Annotated in this window: 17 protein-coding genes; 12 read left to right on the top strand and 5 right to left on the bottom strand. The window is 67.0% G+C overall.

What is annotated here, in order from left to right:
- Positions 1 to 90 precede the first annotated feature (90 nt).
- The 4 genes from ACSQ3Q_RS00730 to ACSQ3Q_RS00715 all read left to right on the top strand — a co-directional run bounded on the left by ACSQ3Q_RS00730 (position 91) and on the right by ACSQ3Q_RS00715 (position 3,758).
- Entirely contained in the window at positions 91 to 1,515 is a 1,425-nt protein-coding gene (locus tag ACSQ3Q_RS00730) for an FAD-binding oxidoreductase (RefSeq protein ID WP_436132527.1), read from the top strand.
- A gap of 163 nt (positions 1,516 to 1,678) precedes the next feature.
- On the top strand, positions 1,679 to 2,218 hold the full coding sequence (locus ACSQ3Q_RS00725; protein WP_436132526.1) for a GNAT family N-acetyltransferase: 540 nt from the start codon (positions 1,679 to 1,681) through the stop codon (positions 2,216 to 2,218).
- Between the two features lie 34 nt (positions 2,219 to 2,252).
- Entirely contained in the window at positions 2,253 to 3,011 is a 759-nt protein-coding gene (locus tag ACSQ3Q_RS00720; protein ID WP_436132525.1) for a hypothetical protein, read from the top strand.
- Between the two features lie 12 nt (positions 3,012 to 3,023).
- Entirely contained in the window at positions 3,024 to 3,758 is a 735-nt protein-coding gene (locus ACSQ3Q_RS00715) for a metallophosphoesterase family protein (protein WP_436132524.1), read from the top strand.
- Between the two features lie 39 nt (positions 3,759 to 3,797).
- Here ACSQ3Q_RS00715 and ACSQ3Q_RS00710 read toward each other — a convergent pair whose 3' ends face one another.
- Together ACSQ3Q_RS00710 and ACSQ3Q_RS00705 are read right to left on the bottom strand one after the other, a co-directional pair.
- A complete protein-coding gene (locus tag ACSQ3Q_RS00710; protein WP_436132523.1) occupies positions 3,798 to 4,142 on the bottom strand; it encodes an antibiotic biosynthesis monooxygenase family protein in 345 nt (114 codons plus the stop codon).
- A complete protein-coding gene (locus ACSQ3Q_RS00705) occupies positions 4,139 to 4,483 on the bottom strand; it encodes an NIPSNAP family protein (RefSeq protein ID WP_436132522.1) in 345 nt (114 codons plus the stop codon). The genes ACSQ3Q_RS00710 and ACSQ3Q_RS00705 overlap by 4 nt, the downstream gene beginning before the upstream one ends.
- 91 nt (positions 4,484 to 4,574) lie before the next feature.
- Between ACSQ3Q_RS00705 and ACSQ3Q_RS00700 the strand changes: the two genes are divergently transcribed.
- Positions 4,575 to 5,324 carry an ArsR/SmtB family transcription factor gene (locus tag ACSQ3Q_RS00700; RefSeq protein ID WP_436132521.1) on the top strand — a complete coding sequence of 250 codons (750 nt, stop codon included), beginning with the start codon at positions 4,575 to 4,577 and terminating at the stop codon, positions 5,322 to 5,324.
- 67 nt (positions 5,325 to 5,391) lie between these two features.
- Here the strand turns inward: ACSQ3Q_RS00700 and ACSQ3Q_RS00695 are convergent, their stop codons facing one another.
- The 3 genes from ACSQ3Q_RS00695 to ACSQ3Q_RS00685 all read right to left on the bottom strand — a co-directional run bounded on the left by ACSQ3Q_RS00695 (position 5,392) and on the right by ACSQ3Q_RS00685 (position 8,265).
- Positions 5,392 to 6,984 (bottom strand): ABC transporter substrate-binding protein, encoded by a 1,593-nt coding sequence (locus ACSQ3Q_RS00695; RefSeq protein ID WP_436132520.1) that lies wholly within the window; start codon positions 6,982 to 6,984, stop codon positions 5,392 to 5,394.
- Positions 6,985 to 7,155: 171 nt separating this feature from the next.
- Complete coding sequence (locus tag ACSQ3Q_RS00690) at positions 7,156 to 7,644, bottom strand: BON domain-containing protein (RefSeq protein WP_436136909.1); 489 nt, start codon at positions 7,642 to 7,644, stop codon at positions 7,156 to 7,158.
- A 96-nt stretch (positions 7,645 to 7,740) separates the two neighbouring features.
- On the bottom strand, positions 7,741 to 8,265 hold the full coding sequence (locus tag ACSQ3Q_RS00685; RefSeq protein ID WP_436132519.1) for a GNAT family N-acetyltransferase: 525 nt from the start codon (positions 8,263 to 8,265) through the stop codon (positions 7,741 to 7,743).
- A gap of 235 nt (positions 8,266 to 8,500) precedes the next feature.
- On the opposite strand from ACSQ3Q_RS00685, the gene ACSQ3Q_RS00680 reads away from it, so the two are divergent.
- The 7 genes from ACSQ3Q_RS00680 (at position 8,501) to ACSQ3Q_RS00650 (ending at position 18,741) form a co-directional block, all read left to right on the top strand.
- Positions 8,501 to 9,631, top strand: a complete 1,131-nt coding sequence (locus ACSQ3Q_RS00680; RefSeq protein ID WP_436132518.1) for a ligase-associated DNA damage response exonuclease — start codon at positions 8,501 to 8,503, stop codon at positions 9,629 to 9,631.
- On the top strand, positions 9,628 to 11,610 hold the full coding sequence (locus ACSQ3Q_RS00675; protein WP_436132517.1) for an ATP-dependent DNA ligase: 1,983 nt from the start codon (positions 9,628 to 9,630) through the stop codon (positions 11,608 to 11,610). Before ACSQ3Q_RS00680 ends, ACSQ3Q_RS00675 begins: the two co-directional genes overlap by 4 nt.
- A complete protein-coding gene (locus ACSQ3Q_RS00670) occupies positions 11,607 to 14,411 on the top strand; it encodes a ligase-associated DNA damage response DEXH box helicase (protein WP_436132516.1) in 2,805 nt (934 codons plus the stop codon). The genes ACSQ3Q_RS00675 and ACSQ3Q_RS00670 overlap by 4 nt, the downstream gene beginning before the upstream one ends.
- Before the next feature lie 17 nt (positions 14,412 to 14,428).
- Positions 14,429 to 15,157, top strand: coding sequence for a ligase-associated DNA damage response endonuclease PdeM (gene pdeM / locus ACSQ3Q_RS00665; RefSeq protein WP_436132515.1), 729 nt, complete (start codon positions 14,429 to 14,431; stop codon positions 15,155 to 15,157).
- A 64-nt stretch (positions 15,158 to 15,221) separates the two neighbouring features.
- Positions 15,222 to 15,710, top strand: a complete 489-nt coding sequence (locus ACSQ3Q_RS00660) for a hypothetical protein (RefSeq protein ID WP_436132514.1) — start codon at positions 15,222 to 15,224, stop codon at positions 15,708 to 15,710.
- Positions 15,707 to 16,207, top strand: a complete 501-nt coding sequence (locus ACSQ3Q_RS00655) for a tetratricopeptide repeat protein (protein ID WP_436132513.1) — start codon at positions 15,707 to 15,709, stop codon at positions 16,205 to 16,207. Before ACSQ3Q_RS00660 ends, ACSQ3Q_RS00655 begins: the two co-directional genes overlap by 4 nt.
- A gap of 296 nt (positions 16,208 to 16,503) precedes the next feature.
- Positions 16,504 to 18,741, top strand: a complete 2,238-nt coding sequence (locus ACSQ3Q_RS00650; protein WP_436132512.1) for an NADP-dependent isocitrate dehydrogenase — start codon at positions 16,504 to 16,506, stop codon at positions 18,739 to 18,741.
- The last annotated feature ends 96 nt before the right edge of the window (positions 18,742 to 18,837 follow it).

Raw genomic sequence — 18,837 nt, 5'->3', positions numbered from 1 at the left:
TCTTGTGGCCGAGCTTGCACCAGTCTGACCACTGCCATGGCGCGCTGCGGGAGCCGGTGGTATTCTTTTTGACCACCTCGGAGACAACAAATGAACGCCCCCACCGCCGCCGCCCACCTCTTGCCCGAAATCAACCTGCGCAACGTGCCGCAGGCCCTCCTCGAGGCGCTGCAGACCCGCTTTGGCTCGCGGTGCTCGCTGGCGCAGGCGGTGCGCGAGCAGCATGGGCGGGACGAGGGCTCTTTCGAAGCGCCACCGCCCTCGGCCGTGGTGTTTGCCGAAAACACGCAGGAGGTGGCCGACGCCGTGAAGCTGGCCAGCCAGTACGACGTGCCGGTGATTCCTTACGGCGCGGGTTCGTCGCTCGAAGGCCACCTGCTGGCCGTGCAAGGCGGCATCAGCATCGACGTGAGCCGCATGAACCAGGTGCTCAGCATCAACGCCGAAGACCTCACGGTGACCGTGCAGCCCGGCATCACGCGCAAGCAGCTCAACGACGCCATCAAGGACACAGGCCTGTTCTTCCCCATCGACCCGGGCGCCGATGCCAGCATCGGCGGCATGAGCGCCACGCGCGCCAGCGGCACCAACGCCGTGCGCTACGGCACCATGCGCGAGAACGTGCTCGCGCTGCAGGTGGTGACCGCCAGCGGCGACATCATCCACACCGGCACACGCGCCAAGAAGAGCAGCGCGGGCTACGACCTCACGCGCCTGCTGGTGGGCAGCGAAGGCACGCTGGGCATCATGACCGAAATCACCGTGCGCCTGTACCCGCTGCCCGAGGCCGTGAGCGCCGCCATCTGCTCATTTCCGAGCATCGAGGCAGCGGTGCACACCGTCATCCAGACCATCCAGCTCGGCGTGCCGATCGCGCGCGTGGAGCTTATTGACCACCACACGGTGCGCATGGTCAACGCCCACAGCAAGCTCACCCTGCGCGAAGAGCCGATGCTGCTGATGGAATTCCACGGCTCACCATCCAGCGTGAAGGAGCAGGCCGAGACCGTGCAGGACATCGCCAACGAGTTTGGCGGCAACGCGTTTGAATGGGCCAGCACGCCCGAAGAACGCACCCGCCTGTGGACCGCGCGGCACAACGCCTACTTTGCGGCCGTGCAAAGCCGCCCCGGCTGCCGCGCCATCAGCACCGACACCTGCGTGCCCATCAGCCGCCTGGCCGATTGCCTGCTCGAATCGATCGACGAGGTCGAAGCCAGCGGCATCCCCTACTTCCTCGTCGGCCACGTGGGCGATGGCAACTTCCACTTCGGCTACCTGATCGACCCCAACGACGCCGACGAGCGCGCCCGCGCCGAACAACTCAACCACCAGCTGGTGGCCCGCGCACTGTCGATGGGCGGCACCTGCACCGGCGAGCACGGCGTGGGCCTGCACAAGATGGGCTTCTTGCTGGACGAGACCGGCGCCGGCGCCGTGGACATGATGCGTTCGATCAAGCGGGCGCTGGATCCGAAGAACATCCTGAATCCGGGGAAAATCTTTGCCATGTGATGGGTGCGGAAATGAATTGCTATTAAATTAATAGCATCTGGCGCTTATAGATAAAGCGCTAGAGCCATTTTCGACTTGAATTTGTGTCCCGCGCCTGTCTATGCGCGAGGACCCCGGCGCAGTGGCCACTGCGTCTTTCCCTATCGCCCGCACCCGACAGCCGATGCACAAAGCCAGCGCCCCAGAACAATCGCTCCACGTAGCCCTCGTCGCCGAGCCCCAGCACACTTCGCTGGCCGATCTGCTGTGCGAACTGCATGTGTTCTACAACGAGGGCGCCACGCCGTCGCAGACCGCAGTGAAGGAGCACCTTGAGCAGAACCTGCTCGCACCCGGCTCGTCGCAGCGGCTGCTGGTGGCTTCGCGCGGTGATGGTCCGGTTCTAGGGTTTGCTGCCATCTCGCTCGTGTTTTCGCTGGTCGACTTTGCCCCCGACACGCGCCGGCATTGCCAGCTCAAGGAGCTGTATGTGGGCGCATCCCAGCGCAGCCAGGGCGTCGGGCGTGCGCTCATGGCGGGTGTCGCGCGGTACGCGTTTGACCACGGCTGCCACCGCATCGACTGGCCGGTGAAGGAATCCAATGCCCGCGGAATCCTTTTCTATGAAAGCCTGGGCGCCAAACGTGTGACCGAGAGGCTCAGCTATCGGCTGACCGAACCCGCGCTGGGCCGGCTGGCCGGTGAAAGCGGTAGCTTCCGCTGACGCGCACACGGTTTTCAACACGCCGGGCCGCACCTTGCTTCGCTTTCTTGTACTCCTGCTGTCGGCGTTGGGCAGTGCCGTCTTTGGTGGCTTGCTGCTGATGTCTTTGGTGCAACCCACCTGGGTAGAACGCGGCGCACGCGAGCTGATCCGCCAGCAGATCGAGCACAAGACCGGTCAGAAGCTGCAGGCTCTGGACGACCGCTTCTTGAGCGCACAGGCAAGGGTCCTCTGGCACAACAAGGCGCAAGAGATTGACGCCACACGCAAGGCACTGGCCGCAGGCCTGCCGGCACGGGTCGCGGCCTTGGCCGCCGAGATGGGGATCCCCGCGTGCGAATGCCGCCAGCGGCGCCAGCAGCGGCTGGAGCTGCAGATCGGCACCGCGCAGCAAATGCAGGCCCAGCTGGACGACTTGATCCGCAGTGCCTACCTGGACACCGCCGCCAAGCTGCTGCGCGAGTTGCGAATTTTCACCGGTGCCAATGCCCTGGCGTTTGCGCTACTGGGCGTGGCGGCATGGCGCACGCCACGGGGTGCAAACCGTGCGCCCAGTGCGGCGCTGGTGCCGGCCGCCACAACGCTTGTCATGGCCACCCTGGCCAGTAGCGCCATTTACCTCTGGGGCCAGAACTGGCTGCACACGATCGTGTTCGGCAGCTATGTGGGCTGGGCCCAGCTGGCCTACATCGCGCTGGTGTACGCGTGGCTGTGCGACCTGCTGTTCAACCGCGCACGCGTCAGCCTGCAGCTGTGCCAGGGCAGCATGAGCGGCGCCTTGTCACCCTGCTGAAAGCAAAAATCCATGCGCATCGCCCTCGTCTCCGACATCCACGGCAACCTGGCCGCCCTGGAGGCCGTCGCCATAGACATCCGCCGTCGCGGTGCGGACCAGGTGGTGAACCTGGGCGACAACCTCTCGGGTCCGCTGCTGCCGCGCGAGACGGCGCAGTGGCTCATGGCCTCGGACTGGCTGTCGCTCGCTGGCAACCACGAGCGCCAGGTGCTGGAACTGCGCCCCGGGCGCGGCGGGCCGTCGGACCAGTACGCCCACGCGCAACTCACCGAGCCGGAGTTCGCGTGGCTGCGCACGCTCAAGCCCTGGCACCGGCTCAGCGACGATGTCTATCTGTGCCACGGGTCACCGCGCAGCGACCACGAATACCTGCTCGAAACACTGGACGGCAGCGCGCTGCGCCTGGCCACAGCGCCTGAGATCACCACCCGGCTCCACGGCGAGGGCGCCCCGGTCATCGCGTGCGGCCATACCCATGTGCCGCGCGCTGTGCGACTGGGCGCGAGCCTGCTCGTCAACCCCGGCAGCGTCGGTCTGCAGGCCTACAGCGACGACCACCCCGTGGCCCATGCGGTGCAGATCGGGTCGCCGGACGCGCGCTACGCGTTCATCGCACAGCGCGGAGGGCATTGGCAGGTGGAGCACTTTGCGGTGCCGTACGACCACGGGTCGATGGCCGCGCTGGCCGAGCAGCGCGGACGGCCCGACTGGGCGCACGCCCTGCGCACCGGCTACATGCCCTGACGAGGTAGCGTGGGAGCGAGCTGCCCGCTGCGCCTTCGGTCAGCCGTGCACGCTCCGCGAGTCCGTTGGCGCTTGCGCGCGGTCGTGCATTCCGTAATCGCGCACGACGTCGGCCACACGCAGCCGGTAGTTGGCAAAAATGTGATCCCGCCCCGCCTGCTGCGTGGCGCGGTGGGCCTCCATCTGCCGCCAGCGCGCCACGGCTTCCTCGTCGCGCCAGAACGACAGCGACAATAGCTTTTCCGGCGTGCTGAGGCTCGCAAAGCGCTCGATGGAGATGAAGCCATCGATTTGCTCCAGCAGTGGCCTGAGCGCCGCGGCAGCGCCCAGGTAGGCGGCCTTCTGGCCGGGGGCGGGCTCCACCTCGAAGATCACCGCCATCATGCGGCGACCTCCTGCGGGTGCGCGGGCAAGCCCAGCGTGCCTTGCACGCCCTGGGTGAAGCTGCGCTCCTCGCGCAGGATGAAGCGCTTCTCCTGCGCCAAGGCAAAGTTGGCGCGGCCTTCGGGGTCGGTGCGCAGGCGGGCGCGGTAGGCCTCGTACGCGGCCAGCGAATCAAATCCTATCAGCCCCCAGGCCTCGTAGTTGCTGCCCTCGTGGGGCAGGAAGTAGCCCAGCAGATGGCCGCCGCAGCGGGGGATGATCTGGCCCCAGCGGCGCGCGTACTCGGCAAACAGCTCGCGCTGGAAGGGGTCGATTTCGTAGCGGATGAAGCAGGTGATCATGGTGTGAGGGCCCGGCGTGGGATGCGTTGTGTGAGTGAAGCCATCACGATAGGCGCTTGACGTCCCGAGATGGTTCGCCCAACATCGAACCATGAAAGACGGCCCTCACATCGCGCGCATTGCCGCGCTCATCGGCGACAGCGCGCGCGCCGAAGTCCTCACGGCCCTGATGGCCGACCGCGCGCTCACGGCCACCGAGCTGGCCGACATTGCCGGGGTCACCAAGCAGACCATCAGCGCCCACCTGGCCAAGCTGCTGGATGCGGGCCTGCTGTCTGTGGAAAGCCAGGGGCGCCACCGCTACTTCCGCCTGGCCGACCGCGACGTGGCGCACTTGCTGGAGTCGCTGATGAACGTGGCCTTCCGCGCAGGAGCCGTGCGCCTGCGCTCCAGCCCGCGGGAGCCGGCGCTGAGGCGCGCACGCATGTGCTACGACCACCTGGCGGGCGAAGTGGGGGTGCAGTTGCACGAAGCGCTGCTGCGCCAGGGCTACCTGGTCGCGGCAGACGAGGGCTTGGCGTTGACAGAGGTGGGCGCCGAGTGGTTTGCGCACCAGGGCATCGACACCGCCGGCGTGGCGCGCCAGCGGCGCATGCTCTGCCGCCCCTGCCTGGACTGGAGCGAGCGCCGCCACCACCTGGGCGGCGCACTGGGCGCTGCGCTGCTGCAGCGCCTGGTGGAGCGCGGCTGGGCGCGGCGCGACAAGGACTCGCGTGTGGTGCATTTCTCGGCCGAGGGGGAACTGGCCTTGCGCGCGTGGACGGCGCCTGCCGCCGGCGAAGCCGCCAGCAACGACGCCCCTGCCCAGCCTGCGCGAGGGGGACGCGGCCGACGCGGCTGACGAAGATCTCGCGCCGTTCGCAGCGGCCGTACTGTCCGAGATCGTGTGCGGCCGCCGGCCCGCGCTGTCAATTCACCTTGATCAACCGCCAATCAATCCGGTTGTCCGGCCGCTGCACCAGCTCCACGTTTTTCTTCATCGCCCAGGCCAGCATCTGGTTGTGCAGCGGGATGTTCGCCACTGTGTCGTTCTGCAGTTGCAGGCCTTCGGTGAGCAGGCGGTTGCGCACGGGCAGGTCGATCTCGGTCTTCACGCGGTCCACGATGTAGTCCATGCGTTCGTTGCTGTACCGGCCCAGGTTGTAGTTGCCGTCGCCGCCGGTGGTCTTGGTGCGCACCAGCGACTGCAGGGTGTACAGCGCGTCGAACGTGGGCACGCCCCAGCTGAGCATTGCGATGCTGGCCTCATGCCGCTGGGCCATGGGGTAGTACGTGACGGCCGGCAGCGTGCGCAGCCGGGCCTTGACGCCGATGCGTGACCACATGGAGGTGATGGCCTGGCACAGCTCTTCGTCCTGGATGATGGCGTTGTTGCTGCACGCGAAGTCCACCTCGAAGCCCTCCTTGTAGCCCGCCTCGGCCAGCAATGCCTTGGCTGCATTCGGGTCGTACGGCAGGCGCTTGTCCACGGTGTCTGTCCAGCCGTTGACCAGCGGGGAGACGATGGCGCCGGTGGGCTTGGCCATCCCGCGCATGGTCACACGCTGCAGCGCCGCGCTGTCGATGGACTGGTACAGCGCCTTGCGCACGCGCAGGTCCTTGAGCGGGTTCTTGCCCTTGACATTGCTGCCCGGCAGTTCGTCTCGGAACTGGTCCATGGCCAGGTAGATGGTGCGGTTCTCGACCATCTCCATGACCTTGAGGTTGGGGTTGGCCTTGAGCCGGCCCAGGTCCTGGATGCTGGTGTCGCGCACCATGTCCACCTCGCCCGAGAGCAACGCGGCGATGCGCGTGGCCTCGGACTTGATCGGGGTGTAGGTGATCTCGGTCACGTTGCCTTCGGCCTTGCCGGCGTTCCACCAGTAGGGGTTGGTGGCAAACACGATCTTCTGGTCGGGCACCCATTCCTTGAGCACGAAAGGGCCGGTGCCCATGGCATTGCGGTGCGAGAAGGTCTCGTCCTTGCCCTTGATGTCCTTGGGTTCCACCGAGTTGTTTTTCTCGGCCCACCCCTTGCTCATCACGCGCAGCTCGGTCAACTGGTTGAGCAGCACCGGATTGGGGTTCTTCAGAAATATGTCGATGGTCTCGCCATCCACCTTGGCGATGCGGTCCATGCCCTGGGTGTAGATCGCATAGGTGGACGTCTTGCTCATGGCGCGCTGCAGCGAATAGACCACGTCGTCCGCCGTCATGGTGGAGCCGTCGCTAAACTTCACGCCCTGCCGCAGCTTGACGCGCATCTGCGTGGGGCTGACCTGCTGCCACGCTGTGGCCAGCAGCGGCTCGACCTTAAGGGTGCGGCTGTTGAACATCACCAGCGACTCGTACACCGCCGCATGGATGCCGTTGCCCAGCGCACTGTTTTGCGAGTGGATGTCCATGGTCTGGATATCGCTGGAGCCAGCCCATTTGAAAGGCTTGGCCGACACGACCGCAGGGACGGCAAAGCTTGTGAGGACCACGGCGGTGGCCGCCAGCAAAGAACGCGTAAATGGCATGACAGGTTTCCTTGATGAAGGGGAAACCGGCAATATGCAGCAGGACGCCCTGCCGCCCAAGCGCTGCAGCGCTGGTGTGGCGCGGGCGATTCAGCAAGACGCCGAGACCGCTTGCGCTGATGACGCCGCTGCGATAGGCGCCTGGCAACAGCCGGGGCCTGTCCGAGGCGACTACGGCGGCGTTGCCGCCACCGGATACCGCAGCCCCTCGCGCGCAGTTCCCACCTGCAAAAGGTTGATGACCCCCATCACGTCGTCCACCAGCGCCACCGCCTTCTCCAGCGCATCGGCCTCTTCCTGCGAGCGCACGCAGCCCATCAGCGTGACGAGACGCCGCTCGCCAAGGACCCACACGCTGGTGCCGTCAAAACGGCCGTCTTCGCGGATGTAGCGCTGCACGCGGGGGATGATCTCGGCGTCGTACAGATAGGAATTGGGCAGGCGGCAGCGCCCCACACGGTGGCAGCTGCCGCCATGCTGCGAGCGCACATGCGCCAGGTCGCGCACCTCGGCCTCGGTGTACAGCGGGCTTTCGGGCACCGGGCACTGCGGCAATGCGGCCGTGACCTGCACGAACGGGTCGTTGAAGGCATTGGTGCGGCGGATGGGGTTGGCGGGGTGTTGGGCTGAGGTGACCGCAGGGGCCATCGCCGCGCACATCCACCCAACGAGCACACAGAAAGCATGAACACTGCGCATGGGGAACTCCTGGATGTGCGCGGACGGCAGCGCGCCGCGCGAGGTGTGGTGTGTGGATCAGATGTCCGGCGGCCCACTGGGCGCATCGAGCGCGATCTGATAGCGCGCAAACGCCCGGGCGCCTTTGAACACGCAGTCATGCAGGGTAAAACCAAAGCCTTCGTACAGCGCGCGCAACGGTTGCCGGTCGGCCACGCAATCGAGCCGCAGATAACGCAGTCCCAGGCTTCGGGCGTGTTCGCGGCTGAAGGCCAGAAGTGCGGCTGACACCCCTTGCCCGGCCCATGCCCGCCGCACCGCCAACTTGTGCAAAAAAGCGGAAGTGCCCGGTTCGACATCCGGCCAGAAGACAACGTCTTCGCGCTGAAATCGCACCACCCCCACCACCTCGCTCCCCACTTCGTCATGGTGCACTTTCGCCACCACATAGTGGCCGCCGGCGACATCCTGCTGCACAGCGTCATCGCCAAAATCGGCCACCGACCACAGCGGCATCCGGTGGTCGATCAGCCACTGCGCAGCTTCGCGCAGCGTGGCTGCCACGGCGGCGCTGTCGGAGGGGCGGGCGAATTCGATGTGCATGAAAAAGCGGTGTTGGCCTGCAAGCCGGGGGCGGCCTGCGCCGGATGATGCCAGCGAAGCAAAGCCGCGCAAGCCCCGGCGACGGGCGCGCACGGATTACTCACATATTCATAGCACACAGCGCTTATACATCCAGCGCTGGAGGCCGTTATTATTCAAATTCTCATGCCAGACCGCACTCTCCATTCCCCAGCCCGCTCCCCGGCTTTGGCGTGCCGCCTACGATGTGCTGACCATGCCCAGTGACCTGATCGTCCACCGCCCGGAAGGCCTGTACTGCCCCCCCGGCGATTTCTACATCGACCCCTGGCGGCCGGTCAGCCGGGCCGTGATCACGCATGCACATTCAGACCACGCGCGCATGGGCTCGGCCCACTATTTGGCGCACCAGGACAGCGAAGGCACGCTGCGCAACCGCCTGGGTGCGGACATCGACCTGCAGACGCTGGGCTACGGCGACGTGATTGACCAACAGGGCGTGCGCGTGTCGCTGCACCCCGCGGGGCATGTGCTGGGGTCGTCGCAGGTGCGCATAGAGCACGGCGGCCAAGTGTGGGTGGCGTCGGGCGACTACAAGCTCGAAGACGACGGCACCTGCCCGCCGTTCGAGCCGGTGCGCTGCCACACCTTCATCACCGAGTCGACCTTCGGCCTGCCCATCTACCGCTGGCCGTCGCAGCCGGTGCTGTTCGCCGACATCAATGCCTGGTGGGCAGCGAATGCCGCCGCGGGCAAGGCCAGCATCCTGTACGCATACGCCTTCGGCAAGGCGCAGCGGCTGCTGCACGGGGTGGACCCGAACATCGGCCCCATCGTCGTGCACGGCGCGGTAGACCCGCTCAACGCCGTGTACCGCGCAGCCGGCGTGGCACTGCCACCCACCATGCGCGTGACCGACCCGGGCGTCACCAAGGCCGAACTGCGCCGCGCGCTGGTGCTGGCGCCGCCCTCGGGCGCGGGCACGCCCTGGCTCAAGCGCTTTGGCGAGCATTCCGATGCCTTTGCCAGCGGCTGGATGCTGGTGCGCGGCGCACGCCGCCGCCGCGGCGTGGACCGGGGCTTCGTGATGAGCGACCACGCCGACTGGCCCAGCCTGCAAAAGGCCATCGGCGCCACCGGGGCCGAGCGCGTCATCGTGACCCACGGCAGCACCGAGGTGATGGTGCGCTGGCTGTGCGAGCAGGGCCTGGACGCGCAGGTGTTTGCCACAGAGTACGGGGCGGACGATAACGAGGATGACAGCAACGCGGGAGCGCCCTCTTCCGCCTCTGACTCCTCGGGCTCTGACGCTTCCGGATCTGCTACCTCTGCCACGCCTGACAACGCTGAGCAGGACAGCGCCAAGCCCCCGGAGCCCACGCCATGAGGGCATTTGCCGAGCTGTTCCAGGCGCTGGATGCCACCACCGGGCAGTCGGCCAAGCTGGCGGCGCTGGTGGCCTACCTGCGCGTGGCGCCGCGGGCCGATGCGGCCTGGGCGACCTACTTTCTGGCCGGTGGTAAGCCGCGCCAGATGGTCCCTACCAAGCGCCTCAAAGCCCTGGCGCAAGAGGCGGCGGGCCTGCCCGAATGGCTGTTCGAAGAGAGCTACCAGGCCGTGGGCGACCTGGCCGAAACGCTGGCCCTGCTGCTGCCCCCGCCTGCCCAGCCGGTCGATGTACCGCTGGCCGAATGGATGGCCCAGTTGCTGCCACTGCGCACCCTGCCGCCCGACGAGGCCGATGCCCGCCTGCGCGCGCAGTGGGACATGCTGGCGCCGGAACAGCGGTTTGTGTACTTCAAGCTCATCACCGGCAACTTCCGCGTGGGGGTGTCGCGCCTGCAGGTGACGCAGGCGCTGGCCACCGTGAGCGCGCTCGATCCCAAGCGCATTGCCCACCGGTTGATGGGCTACACGCAGATCGGCCGGCAGCCCGCAGCAGACGACTACGCCGCCCTGATCGCGCCAGTGGACGACGCCGTCGATGGCAGCGTGCCCGGCACGGGCGACTCCGGCATGGCGGGCCAGCCCTACCCCTTCTTCCTGGCCCACCCGTTCAACCAGCCGGTGGCCGAGATGCCCGCGCTGCTGGGCACGCCCGATGACTGGCTGGTGGAATGGAAGTGGGACGGCATCCGCGCGCAGATCGTGCGCCGGGCCGGCGCGGTGTGGGTCTGGTCGCGCGGCGAAGAGCTGGTGACCGACCGCTTCCCCGAGCTGGCCGAAGCCGCGATGGCGCAGCTGCCCGACGGCACAGTGGTCGATGGCGAGATCCTGGTGTGGCTGCCGGGCGAGCCCCAGCCGCGCCCCTTTGCCGACCTGCAAAAGCGCCTGGGCCGCAAGACGCTGGGCGCCAAGCTGCTGCGCGAACTGCCGGTGGTGCTGGTCGTCTACGACCTGCTGGAGCACGCGGGGCAAGACCTGCGCCAGCAGCCCCAGCAGGCGCGGCGCGCGCTGCTGGAGACGCTGCTGCCGCCGCCGGCCGATGCAGCGCAAGGAACACTCCCAACCACCGAACCGTTCACGGCGGGCTTGTCCAAGCGCGATACTGGACTTCGACAAGCTCAATCTGAACGGGCTGGGGAGGCGGGAACGTCGGAACTTCCATTCGAGGGGCTCAGTCCGCGTGCCGAGACCACACCCAACACAGAACCGTTCACGCTGAGCCCGTCGAAGCGCGACGCGGGCCTTCGACAGGCTCAGTCCGAACGGATAGTGGAGCTTGACCTCGAACCCGCACCCGCACCCGCGCCCAAGCCCTCGGCCACCACCGCAGCGCAACACACCCTGCGCCTGAGCGCGCTCCTGCACGGCGCAGACTGGACCGACCTGGCGCGCCAGCGCGAGGCCGCGCGGGGCATGGGCACCGAGGGCTTCATGCTCAAGAACCGCCAGGCGCACTACGGCGTGGGCCGCACCAAGGACGTGGGCGTGTGGTGGAAGTGGAAGATTGACCCCATGAGCGTGGACGCCGTGCTGATCTACGCCCAGCGCGGACACGGCCGCCGCGCGAGCCTGTACAGCGACTACACCTTTGCCGTCTGGAACGGCCCGCCGGACGACCCTGAACGGCAGCTGGTTCCGTTTGCCAAGGCGTACTCGGGGCTTACGGATGTGGAGATCGGCCAGGTGGACGCCATCGTGCGCAAGACCACGCGCGAGAGCTTCGGGCCCGTTCGCAGCGTGGATGCGACCATGGTGTTCGAACTGGGCTTCGAGGGCATCGGCAAGAGCCCGCGCCACAAGAGCGGCATCGCAGTGCGCTTTCCGCGCATGCTGCGCTGGCGCAAGGACAAGACCGTGGCCGAGGCGGACACTTTGCAAACCTTGATGGCGCTGTTGCCGGGGCAGGACGCAGCGGAATGAACACCGCCGCCAAGGCCCCGCCCCGCCGTCCGCGCAAGCCGTTGCACACAGCCGCCTTGGGTGCTGCAGCGCGCTGGATGGCAGCGCGCGGATGGCAACCCTTCGGCTTTCAGCAAGAGGTGTGGCGCGCCCTGGGCGAGGGCCGTTCGGGCCTGCTGCACGCCACCACCGGTGCGGGCAAAACCTATGCGGTGTGGCTGGGCGCGCTGCAGCACCTGGCGCTGGCGACGGCAGCCGGATCGACCAGACAGACCACATCCCCACCCGTTCGGGCTGAGCCTGTCGAAGCCGGGGTCGGTTCCACGGAGGCTACAACGCCGTCGGACGGCACCAGCGACCGCACCGCCCTGCGCAAGCGCCGCGCAGCCGCACCGCCCCTGACCGTGCTGTGGATCACCCCCATGCGCGCCCTGGCGGCCGACACGCTGCGCGCGCTGCAGGCCCCAATGCCCGACCTGGCGCCCGCCTGGACCAGCGGCCTGCGCACCGGCGACACCGCCAGCGGCGAGCGCGCCGCGCAGGACCGCCGCCTGCCCACACTGCTGGTGACCACGCCCGAAAGCGTGTCGCTGCTGCTGGCCCGCGCCGACGCCCATGAGCGCCTGCGCCATGTGCAACTGGTGGTTGTGGACGAGTGGCACGAGCTGGTGGGCAACAAGCGCGGCGTGCAGGCGCAGCTGGCGCTGGCGCGCCTGTCGGGCTGGAACCCTGCGCTGCAGGTGTGGGGCATGTCGGCCACGCTGGGCAACCTGCAGGACGCGCTCGACACCCTGCAGCCCTGCCCTGCCCCGGGCGCCCCCACTGCCCCACCGGCCGTGCTGGTGCAGGGCCGCGTGGACAAGGCGCTGAAGGTGCAGGTGATGCTGCCGGCCAAGGTGGACCGCTTTGCCTGGGCCGGGCACATGGGCCTGGCATTGCTGCCGCAGGTGGTGGAGTCCATCGAGTCCTGCGCCTCTTCATTGGTTTTCACCAACACGCGCTCGCAGGCCGAACGCTGGTACCAGGCGCTGCTGGAGGCGCGGCCCGACTGGGCCGGCACCATCGCCCTGCACCATGGGTCGTTGAGCCAGGACGTGCGGGCCTGGGTGGAGAACGGCTTGAAAACCGGCCTGCTCAAGGCCGTAGTCTGCACGTCAAGTTTGGACTTGGGCGTGGATTTTCTGCCGGTGGAGCAGGTGCTGCAGATCGGCTCGGCCAAGGGCGTGGGGCGGCTGGTGCAGCGTGCGGGCCGCTCGGGCCACGCGCCGGGGCGCACGTCCAGCATCACGCTGGTGCCCACGCACAGCCTGGAGCTGGTGGAAGCCGCCGCCGCGCGCCATGCGCTGGCGCTGGGCCGCATCGAAGACCGGCACACGCCGCGCGCGCCGCTCGATGTGCTGGTGCAGCACCTGGTCACCATCGCCCTGGGCGGTGGCTTCGATCCCGATGCGCTGCTGGCCGAGGTGCGCCGCGCACCCGCCTATGCGCAGCTGGCCGACAACGACTGGCAGTGGGCGCTGCAGTTTGTGCGCCAGGGCGGCGCATCGCTGGCCATCTACCCCGACTTCCAGCGCGCCGCGCCCGATGAAGAAGGCATCTGGCGCGTGCCCGATGCACGGCTGGCGCGTCGCCACCGCAGCAACATCGGCACCATCGTGAGCGACGCCAGCATGCAGGTGCAGTTCGTGAGCGGCGGTCGCCTGGGCTCGGTGGAAGAGAGCTTCATCGCCCGGCTGCGCAAGGGCGACGTGTTCATGTTCGCGGGCCGCCTGCTGGAGCTGGTGCGCACCCAGCAGATGACGGCCTACGTGCGCATTGCCCCCAAGGGCAGCGCCGCGCTGCCGCGCTGGAACGGCGGGCGCATGCCGCTGTCGAACACGCTGGCCGACGCCATGCTCGAGATGCTGGAGCAGGCCGAACGCGGCGTCTACGCATCGCCCGAGATGTTGTGCGCCCAGCCGCTGCTGGCGCTGCAGCACGCCTGGTCGGCCCTGCCCACGCCCAGCCGCCTGGTGGCCGAGACGCTGCACACGCGCGAGGGCTGGCACCTGTATCTGTACCCGCTGGCGGGCCGCCTGGTGCACCTGGGCCTGGCGGGGCTGCTGGCCTGGCGCGCGTCCGAGCAGGTGCCCAACACCTTCTCCATCGCCGTCAACGACTATGGGCTGGAGCTGCTGTCCGCCAAGCCCGTGGACTGGGCCGCGCTGCTGCCGCGTCTGATCGGCGAGGGCACGCACACCACCATCGGCAGCGGGCTGGAGGACGAAGTGCTCGCCAGCCTGAACGCGACCGAGATGGCGCGCCGGCGCTTTCGCGAGATCGCGCGCATCGCGGGCCTCATCTTTCAAAGCCACCCCGGCGAGCAGCGCAGCAGCCGCCAGCTGCAGGCCTCGTCCTCGCTGTACTACGACGTGTTCGCCCAGTACGACCCCGACAACCTGCTGCTGGCCCAGGCCCGCGCCGAGCTGCTGGCCAACGAGCTGGACATGGAGCGCCTGGCCCGCACCCTGCGCGGCATGCAGGCGCAGACCCTGTCCATCCATGCGCTGGAACGCCCCACCCCGTTCGCCCTGCCGCTGATGGTGGAGCGTTTTCGCGAGCGCCTGAGCACCGAGACCCTGGCCGACCGCCTGGCGCGCATGGTGATAGCGCTGGAGAAGGCCGCCGACGACACCACCGGCACCCACCTCGCCGACAATACCGTGGCCCCGGCCGACATGGCCTGGGACGTCCCCGACGGGGCCACCGCATCCCCCCGGCGCTCACGCCGCGGCGACACCGATGGCGCACCCCGCCGCCCCCGAGGACGCCACGGATTTTGACCACGCCCCACCTGCCAGTGACCGCAGACACCGCCCCCGCCCCTACGCACCCGTCCCCACCTGCTGGCGCCCACGCCATCACCCTGCCCTGCGGCACCGCCCTGTGGCTGCTGCCCCAGCGCGCCGTGTGGTGGCCCGCCGCACGCATGGCCTTCGTGGCCGACGTGCACTTCGGCAAGGCGGCCACCTTCCGTCGCGCAGGCCAGCCGGTGCCCCATGGCACCACGGCCGACAATCTCGCGCGGCTCGACGCGGTGCTGGCGGCCACGGGCGCCGAGCACCTGGTCTTTCTGGGCGACTTCCTGCACGCCCGCAGCGGCGCCGACGAGCGGCTGTGGCAGCAACTGCTGCCCTGGCGCCAGCACCACGCGCACATCGCCATGACCCTGGTGCGCGGCAACCACGACCTGCACGCAGGCGACCCGCCGCGCGCCCTGGGCATCGACCTGGCCGACGAGCCGTGGCAACCCGTGACAGGCGCCCCGGTGGCCGCCTGCCACCACCCGCAGACCGTGGAAGGCGCCACCGTGCTGGCAGGCCATCTACACCCCACCACCACGCTGTACGGCCCGGCGCGCGATGCCATGCGCCTGCCCTGCTATGCCCTGACACCCGGGCTGCTGGTGCTGCCAGCATTCGGCGCCTTCACGGGCACGTCGAGCCAATCGGTACCGCCGATGGCGCGGCGGTTCGCGGTGGTGGGGGACCAAGTGCTGGCTGTTCCTGCGCGAACAGACCCAGGATGACCGTCCACGAGGCACTGGGCTTACGCGAACGGGATTTAACATGGTCACATTCCGCCCAGAACGTATGGCCATCGAACACCTTTTCAGCCTTCACACAGGCTACATCGATTTCACCGGTTACCTGCGCTATCTGGATTCCATCCAGGCGCGCATGCCTGTCCATGTCTATGAATTCGCGTCCGATCCTGCGCACCACGATCTCAACGCCCGCAGTTCGCTTCACGATGCATGGCTGCAGTCACTGACCATTGGCGAAACAGCAGAGGGAAGCAGGCAGGAAATGCGGCAAACGGAAGTACGGTTGTGCCTCTTGGGCCCATACCACGATCGACGCATCCATCTGCACTACACCGGGGTGGAGGCATATGCCTTTCAGAGCCCTGCGCGGCATGGCGAGCCTCGCTACTCGCATACGGCCCATGGAGACCTGCTCGCCCATGCGATTTGGGTAAATCCCGCGGGCATGCTGGTGCACGATATGGTGTTCGAACGCGGGTCAACACTTCGGATCGAATGCACAGACATTCGACATGCTCAGGAGCCTTTGCAGTGACTCCTGTTGATGCCAGGGAAGAACAGGCCCACGAGGCGTGGGACGCCGGCGATCTGCCGCGCGCATTCCAATTGTTCCGGTCCTGCGCATACGAGGGTTTTAGGAGCGCGATGATGAATCTGGGGTTCTTTTACGACGAAGGCCTGGGTACACCTGCCAGCAAATACCTGGCAAAGATCTGGTACCGCAAAGCGCGACACGCAGGCGACTTTGTGGCCTCCAACAACTTGGCCATCTTGTTTCGTGAGCGGCATGCTCATCGCAGCTCTTTCCATTGGTTCCGCAAAGCAGCCCTGGACGGAGATGGCGACGCCTGGGTGGAACTGGCAAAGTGCCACTTGAAGGGCTCAGGAACATCGTTGTCCGCAGCCCGCGCCAGGGAGTGCCTGAGGCGCGCGATGCGCTCCCGGTTCATCACACCCGCGGGGCGCGAGGAGGCGAAAGCCCTGCTGCGCGTCCAAGGCGTTTTGCAGAGCCTGAGCTACCGACGCTCCTGAGCTTGAAGATCCGTTTTTGAGGCAGGCTGCACCTTGCAACCGTCCTGCTTGGCCCTTGAACGAGTGAGGCCTTTGCAGCTTGCATGCACCCGCATTGGGTGGCGCACCGCTCTCATACAGGGGCACCGGAGATAAAAAAATGGTCCTACCCGCCGGCAAATTTTGCATCGTGGAATTCAATTGCAAAAACCGTGGACCGGGAAAGCGCCAAGGAAGGAGAATGCGAGAGCATCCGCGTTTGGCCTCTGTCCTGCACCGGTAGGGGCCGTCCACACACTCGTTTCGTGAGACAAGCCATGACGACCCAGCAACCGACCATCATCTACACCCTGACCGACGAGGCACCTCGCCTGGCCACGGCTTCCTTTCTTCCCATCATCCGCACCTTTGCCGCGCCTGCCGGCATCAACGTGGCGGAATCGGACATCTCCGTGGCCGCCCGCGTGCTGGGCGAGTTCCCTGAGTACCTGAAGGAAGACCAGCGCGCGCCGAACACGCTGGCCGAGCTGGGCAAGAAGACGCTGCAGCCCGATGCCAACATCATCAAGCTGCCCAACATCAGCGCTTCGGTGTCGCAGCTCAAGGCAGCCATCGCCGAGCTGCAGGAAAAGGGCTACGCACTGCCGGACTACCCGGACCAGCCCAAGGACGACAAGGAAAAGGACATCAAGGCCCGTTACAGCAAGTGCACCGGCTCGGCCGTGAACCCTGTGCTGCGCGAAGGCAACTCGGACCGCCGCGCGCCCAAGGCCGTCAAGGAATACGCGCGCAAGAACCCGCACAGCATGGCCGAGTGGAGCCAGGCATCGCGCTCGCATGTGTCGCACATGCACGCCGGCGACTTCTACCACGGCGAAAAGTCCATGACCCTGGACCGCGCCCGGGAAGTCAAGATGGAGCTGATCACCAAGAGCGGCAAGACCATCGTCTTGAAGCCCAAGGTCGCGCTGCTCGACCGCGAGGTGATCGACAGCATGTTCATGAGCAAGAAGGCGCTGCTGGAGTTCTACGAGAAGGAAATCGAAGACGCACGCAAGACTGGCGTGATGTTCTCGCTGCACGTCAAAGCCACGATGATGAAGGTCTCGCACCCCATCGTGTTCGGCCACTGCGTGCGCATCTTCTACAAGGACGCGTTTGCCAAACACGCCAAGACCTTTGAAGAGCTGGGCGTGAACGTGAACAACGGCATGGTCGACCTGTACAGCAAGATCGAGACGCTGCCGCAAAGCCAGCGCGACGAGATCAAGCGCGACCTGCACGCCTGCCACGAACACCGCCCCGAGCTGGCCATGGTCGATTCGGCCAAGGGCATCACCAACTTCCACTCGCCCAACGACATCATCGTGGACGCCTCCATGCCCGCGATGATCAGGAACGGCGGCAAGATGTGGGACGCCAACGGCCGCCTGAAGGACGTGAAGGCCGTGATGCCCGAGTCGACCTTCGCCCGCATCTACCAGGAGATCATCAACTTCTGCAAGTGGCACGGCGCGTTCGACCCCAAGACCATGGGCACGGTGCCCAACGTGGGCCTGATGGCGCAGCAGGCCGAAGAGTACGGCTCGCACGACAAGACCTTCGAGATCGCCGAAGACGGCGTGGCCAACATCACCGACCTGGCCACGGGCGAAGTGCTGCTCTCCCAGAACGTGGAAGCCGGCGACATCTGGCGCATGTGCCAGGTCAAGGACGCTGCGATCCGCGACTGGGTGAAGCTGGCCGTCAACCGCGCCCGCAACTCCGGCATGCCCGTGGTGTTCTGGCTCGACTCGTACCGTCCGCACGAAAAGGAACTCATCACCAAGGTGAAGATGTACCTGCACGAGCACAACACCGTCGGCCTCGACATCCAGATCATGAGCCAGGTGCGTGCGATGCGCTACACGCTGGAGCGCGTGATCCGCGGCCAGGACACCATCAGCGCCACCGGCAACATCCTGCGCGACTACCTGACCGACCTGTTCCCCATCATGGAACTGGGCACCTCGGCCAAGATGCTGTCCATCGTGCCTTTGATGGCCGGTGGCGGCATGTACGAAACCGGTGCGGGCGGCTCGGCCCCCAAGCACGTGCAGCAACTGGTGGAAGAAAACCACCTGCGCTGGGATTCGCTGGGCGAGTTCCTGGCGCTGGCCGTGTCGTTTGAAGACCTGGGCCTGAAGACCGGCAACGACAAGGCCAAGGTGTTGGCCAAGACGCTGGACGCCGCCACGGGCAAGCTGCTGGACAACAACAAGAACCCTTCGCCCAAGACCGGCCAGCTGGACAACCGCGGCAGCCAGTTCTACCTGGCGCTGTACTGGGCCCAGGAACTGGCCGCCCAAACGGCCGACGCGGACTTGGCCGCCAAGTTCGCGCCGCTGGCCAAGCAGCTTGCCGAGAACGAGCAGAAGATTGTGGAAGAGCTCAATGCTGTGCAAGGCCAGCCCACCGACATCGGCGGCTACTACCTGCCCGATACCGCCAAGCTCGATGCCGTGATGCGCCCCAGCAAGACGCTGAACGACGCGCTCGCCTCCGTCAAGGCCTGAAGAAACGAAGCTCCCCGGAGTCGCTGCGCGCCCTCCCCCGAGGGGCCCCCGCCCTTGCGGCGAGGCGGCCCTTGCACCGCGGCGCTGGCGTGGGCC

The sequence above is a fragment of the Acidovorax sp. LjRoot129 genome (assembly GCF_964253765.1).
GTDB lineage: Bacteria > Pseudomonadota > Gammaproteobacteria > Burkholderiales > Burkholderiaceae_C > Acidovorax.
Note: the sequence above shows the minus strand (reverse complement) of the source record. Positions and strands in the feature narration are given on the sequence as shown.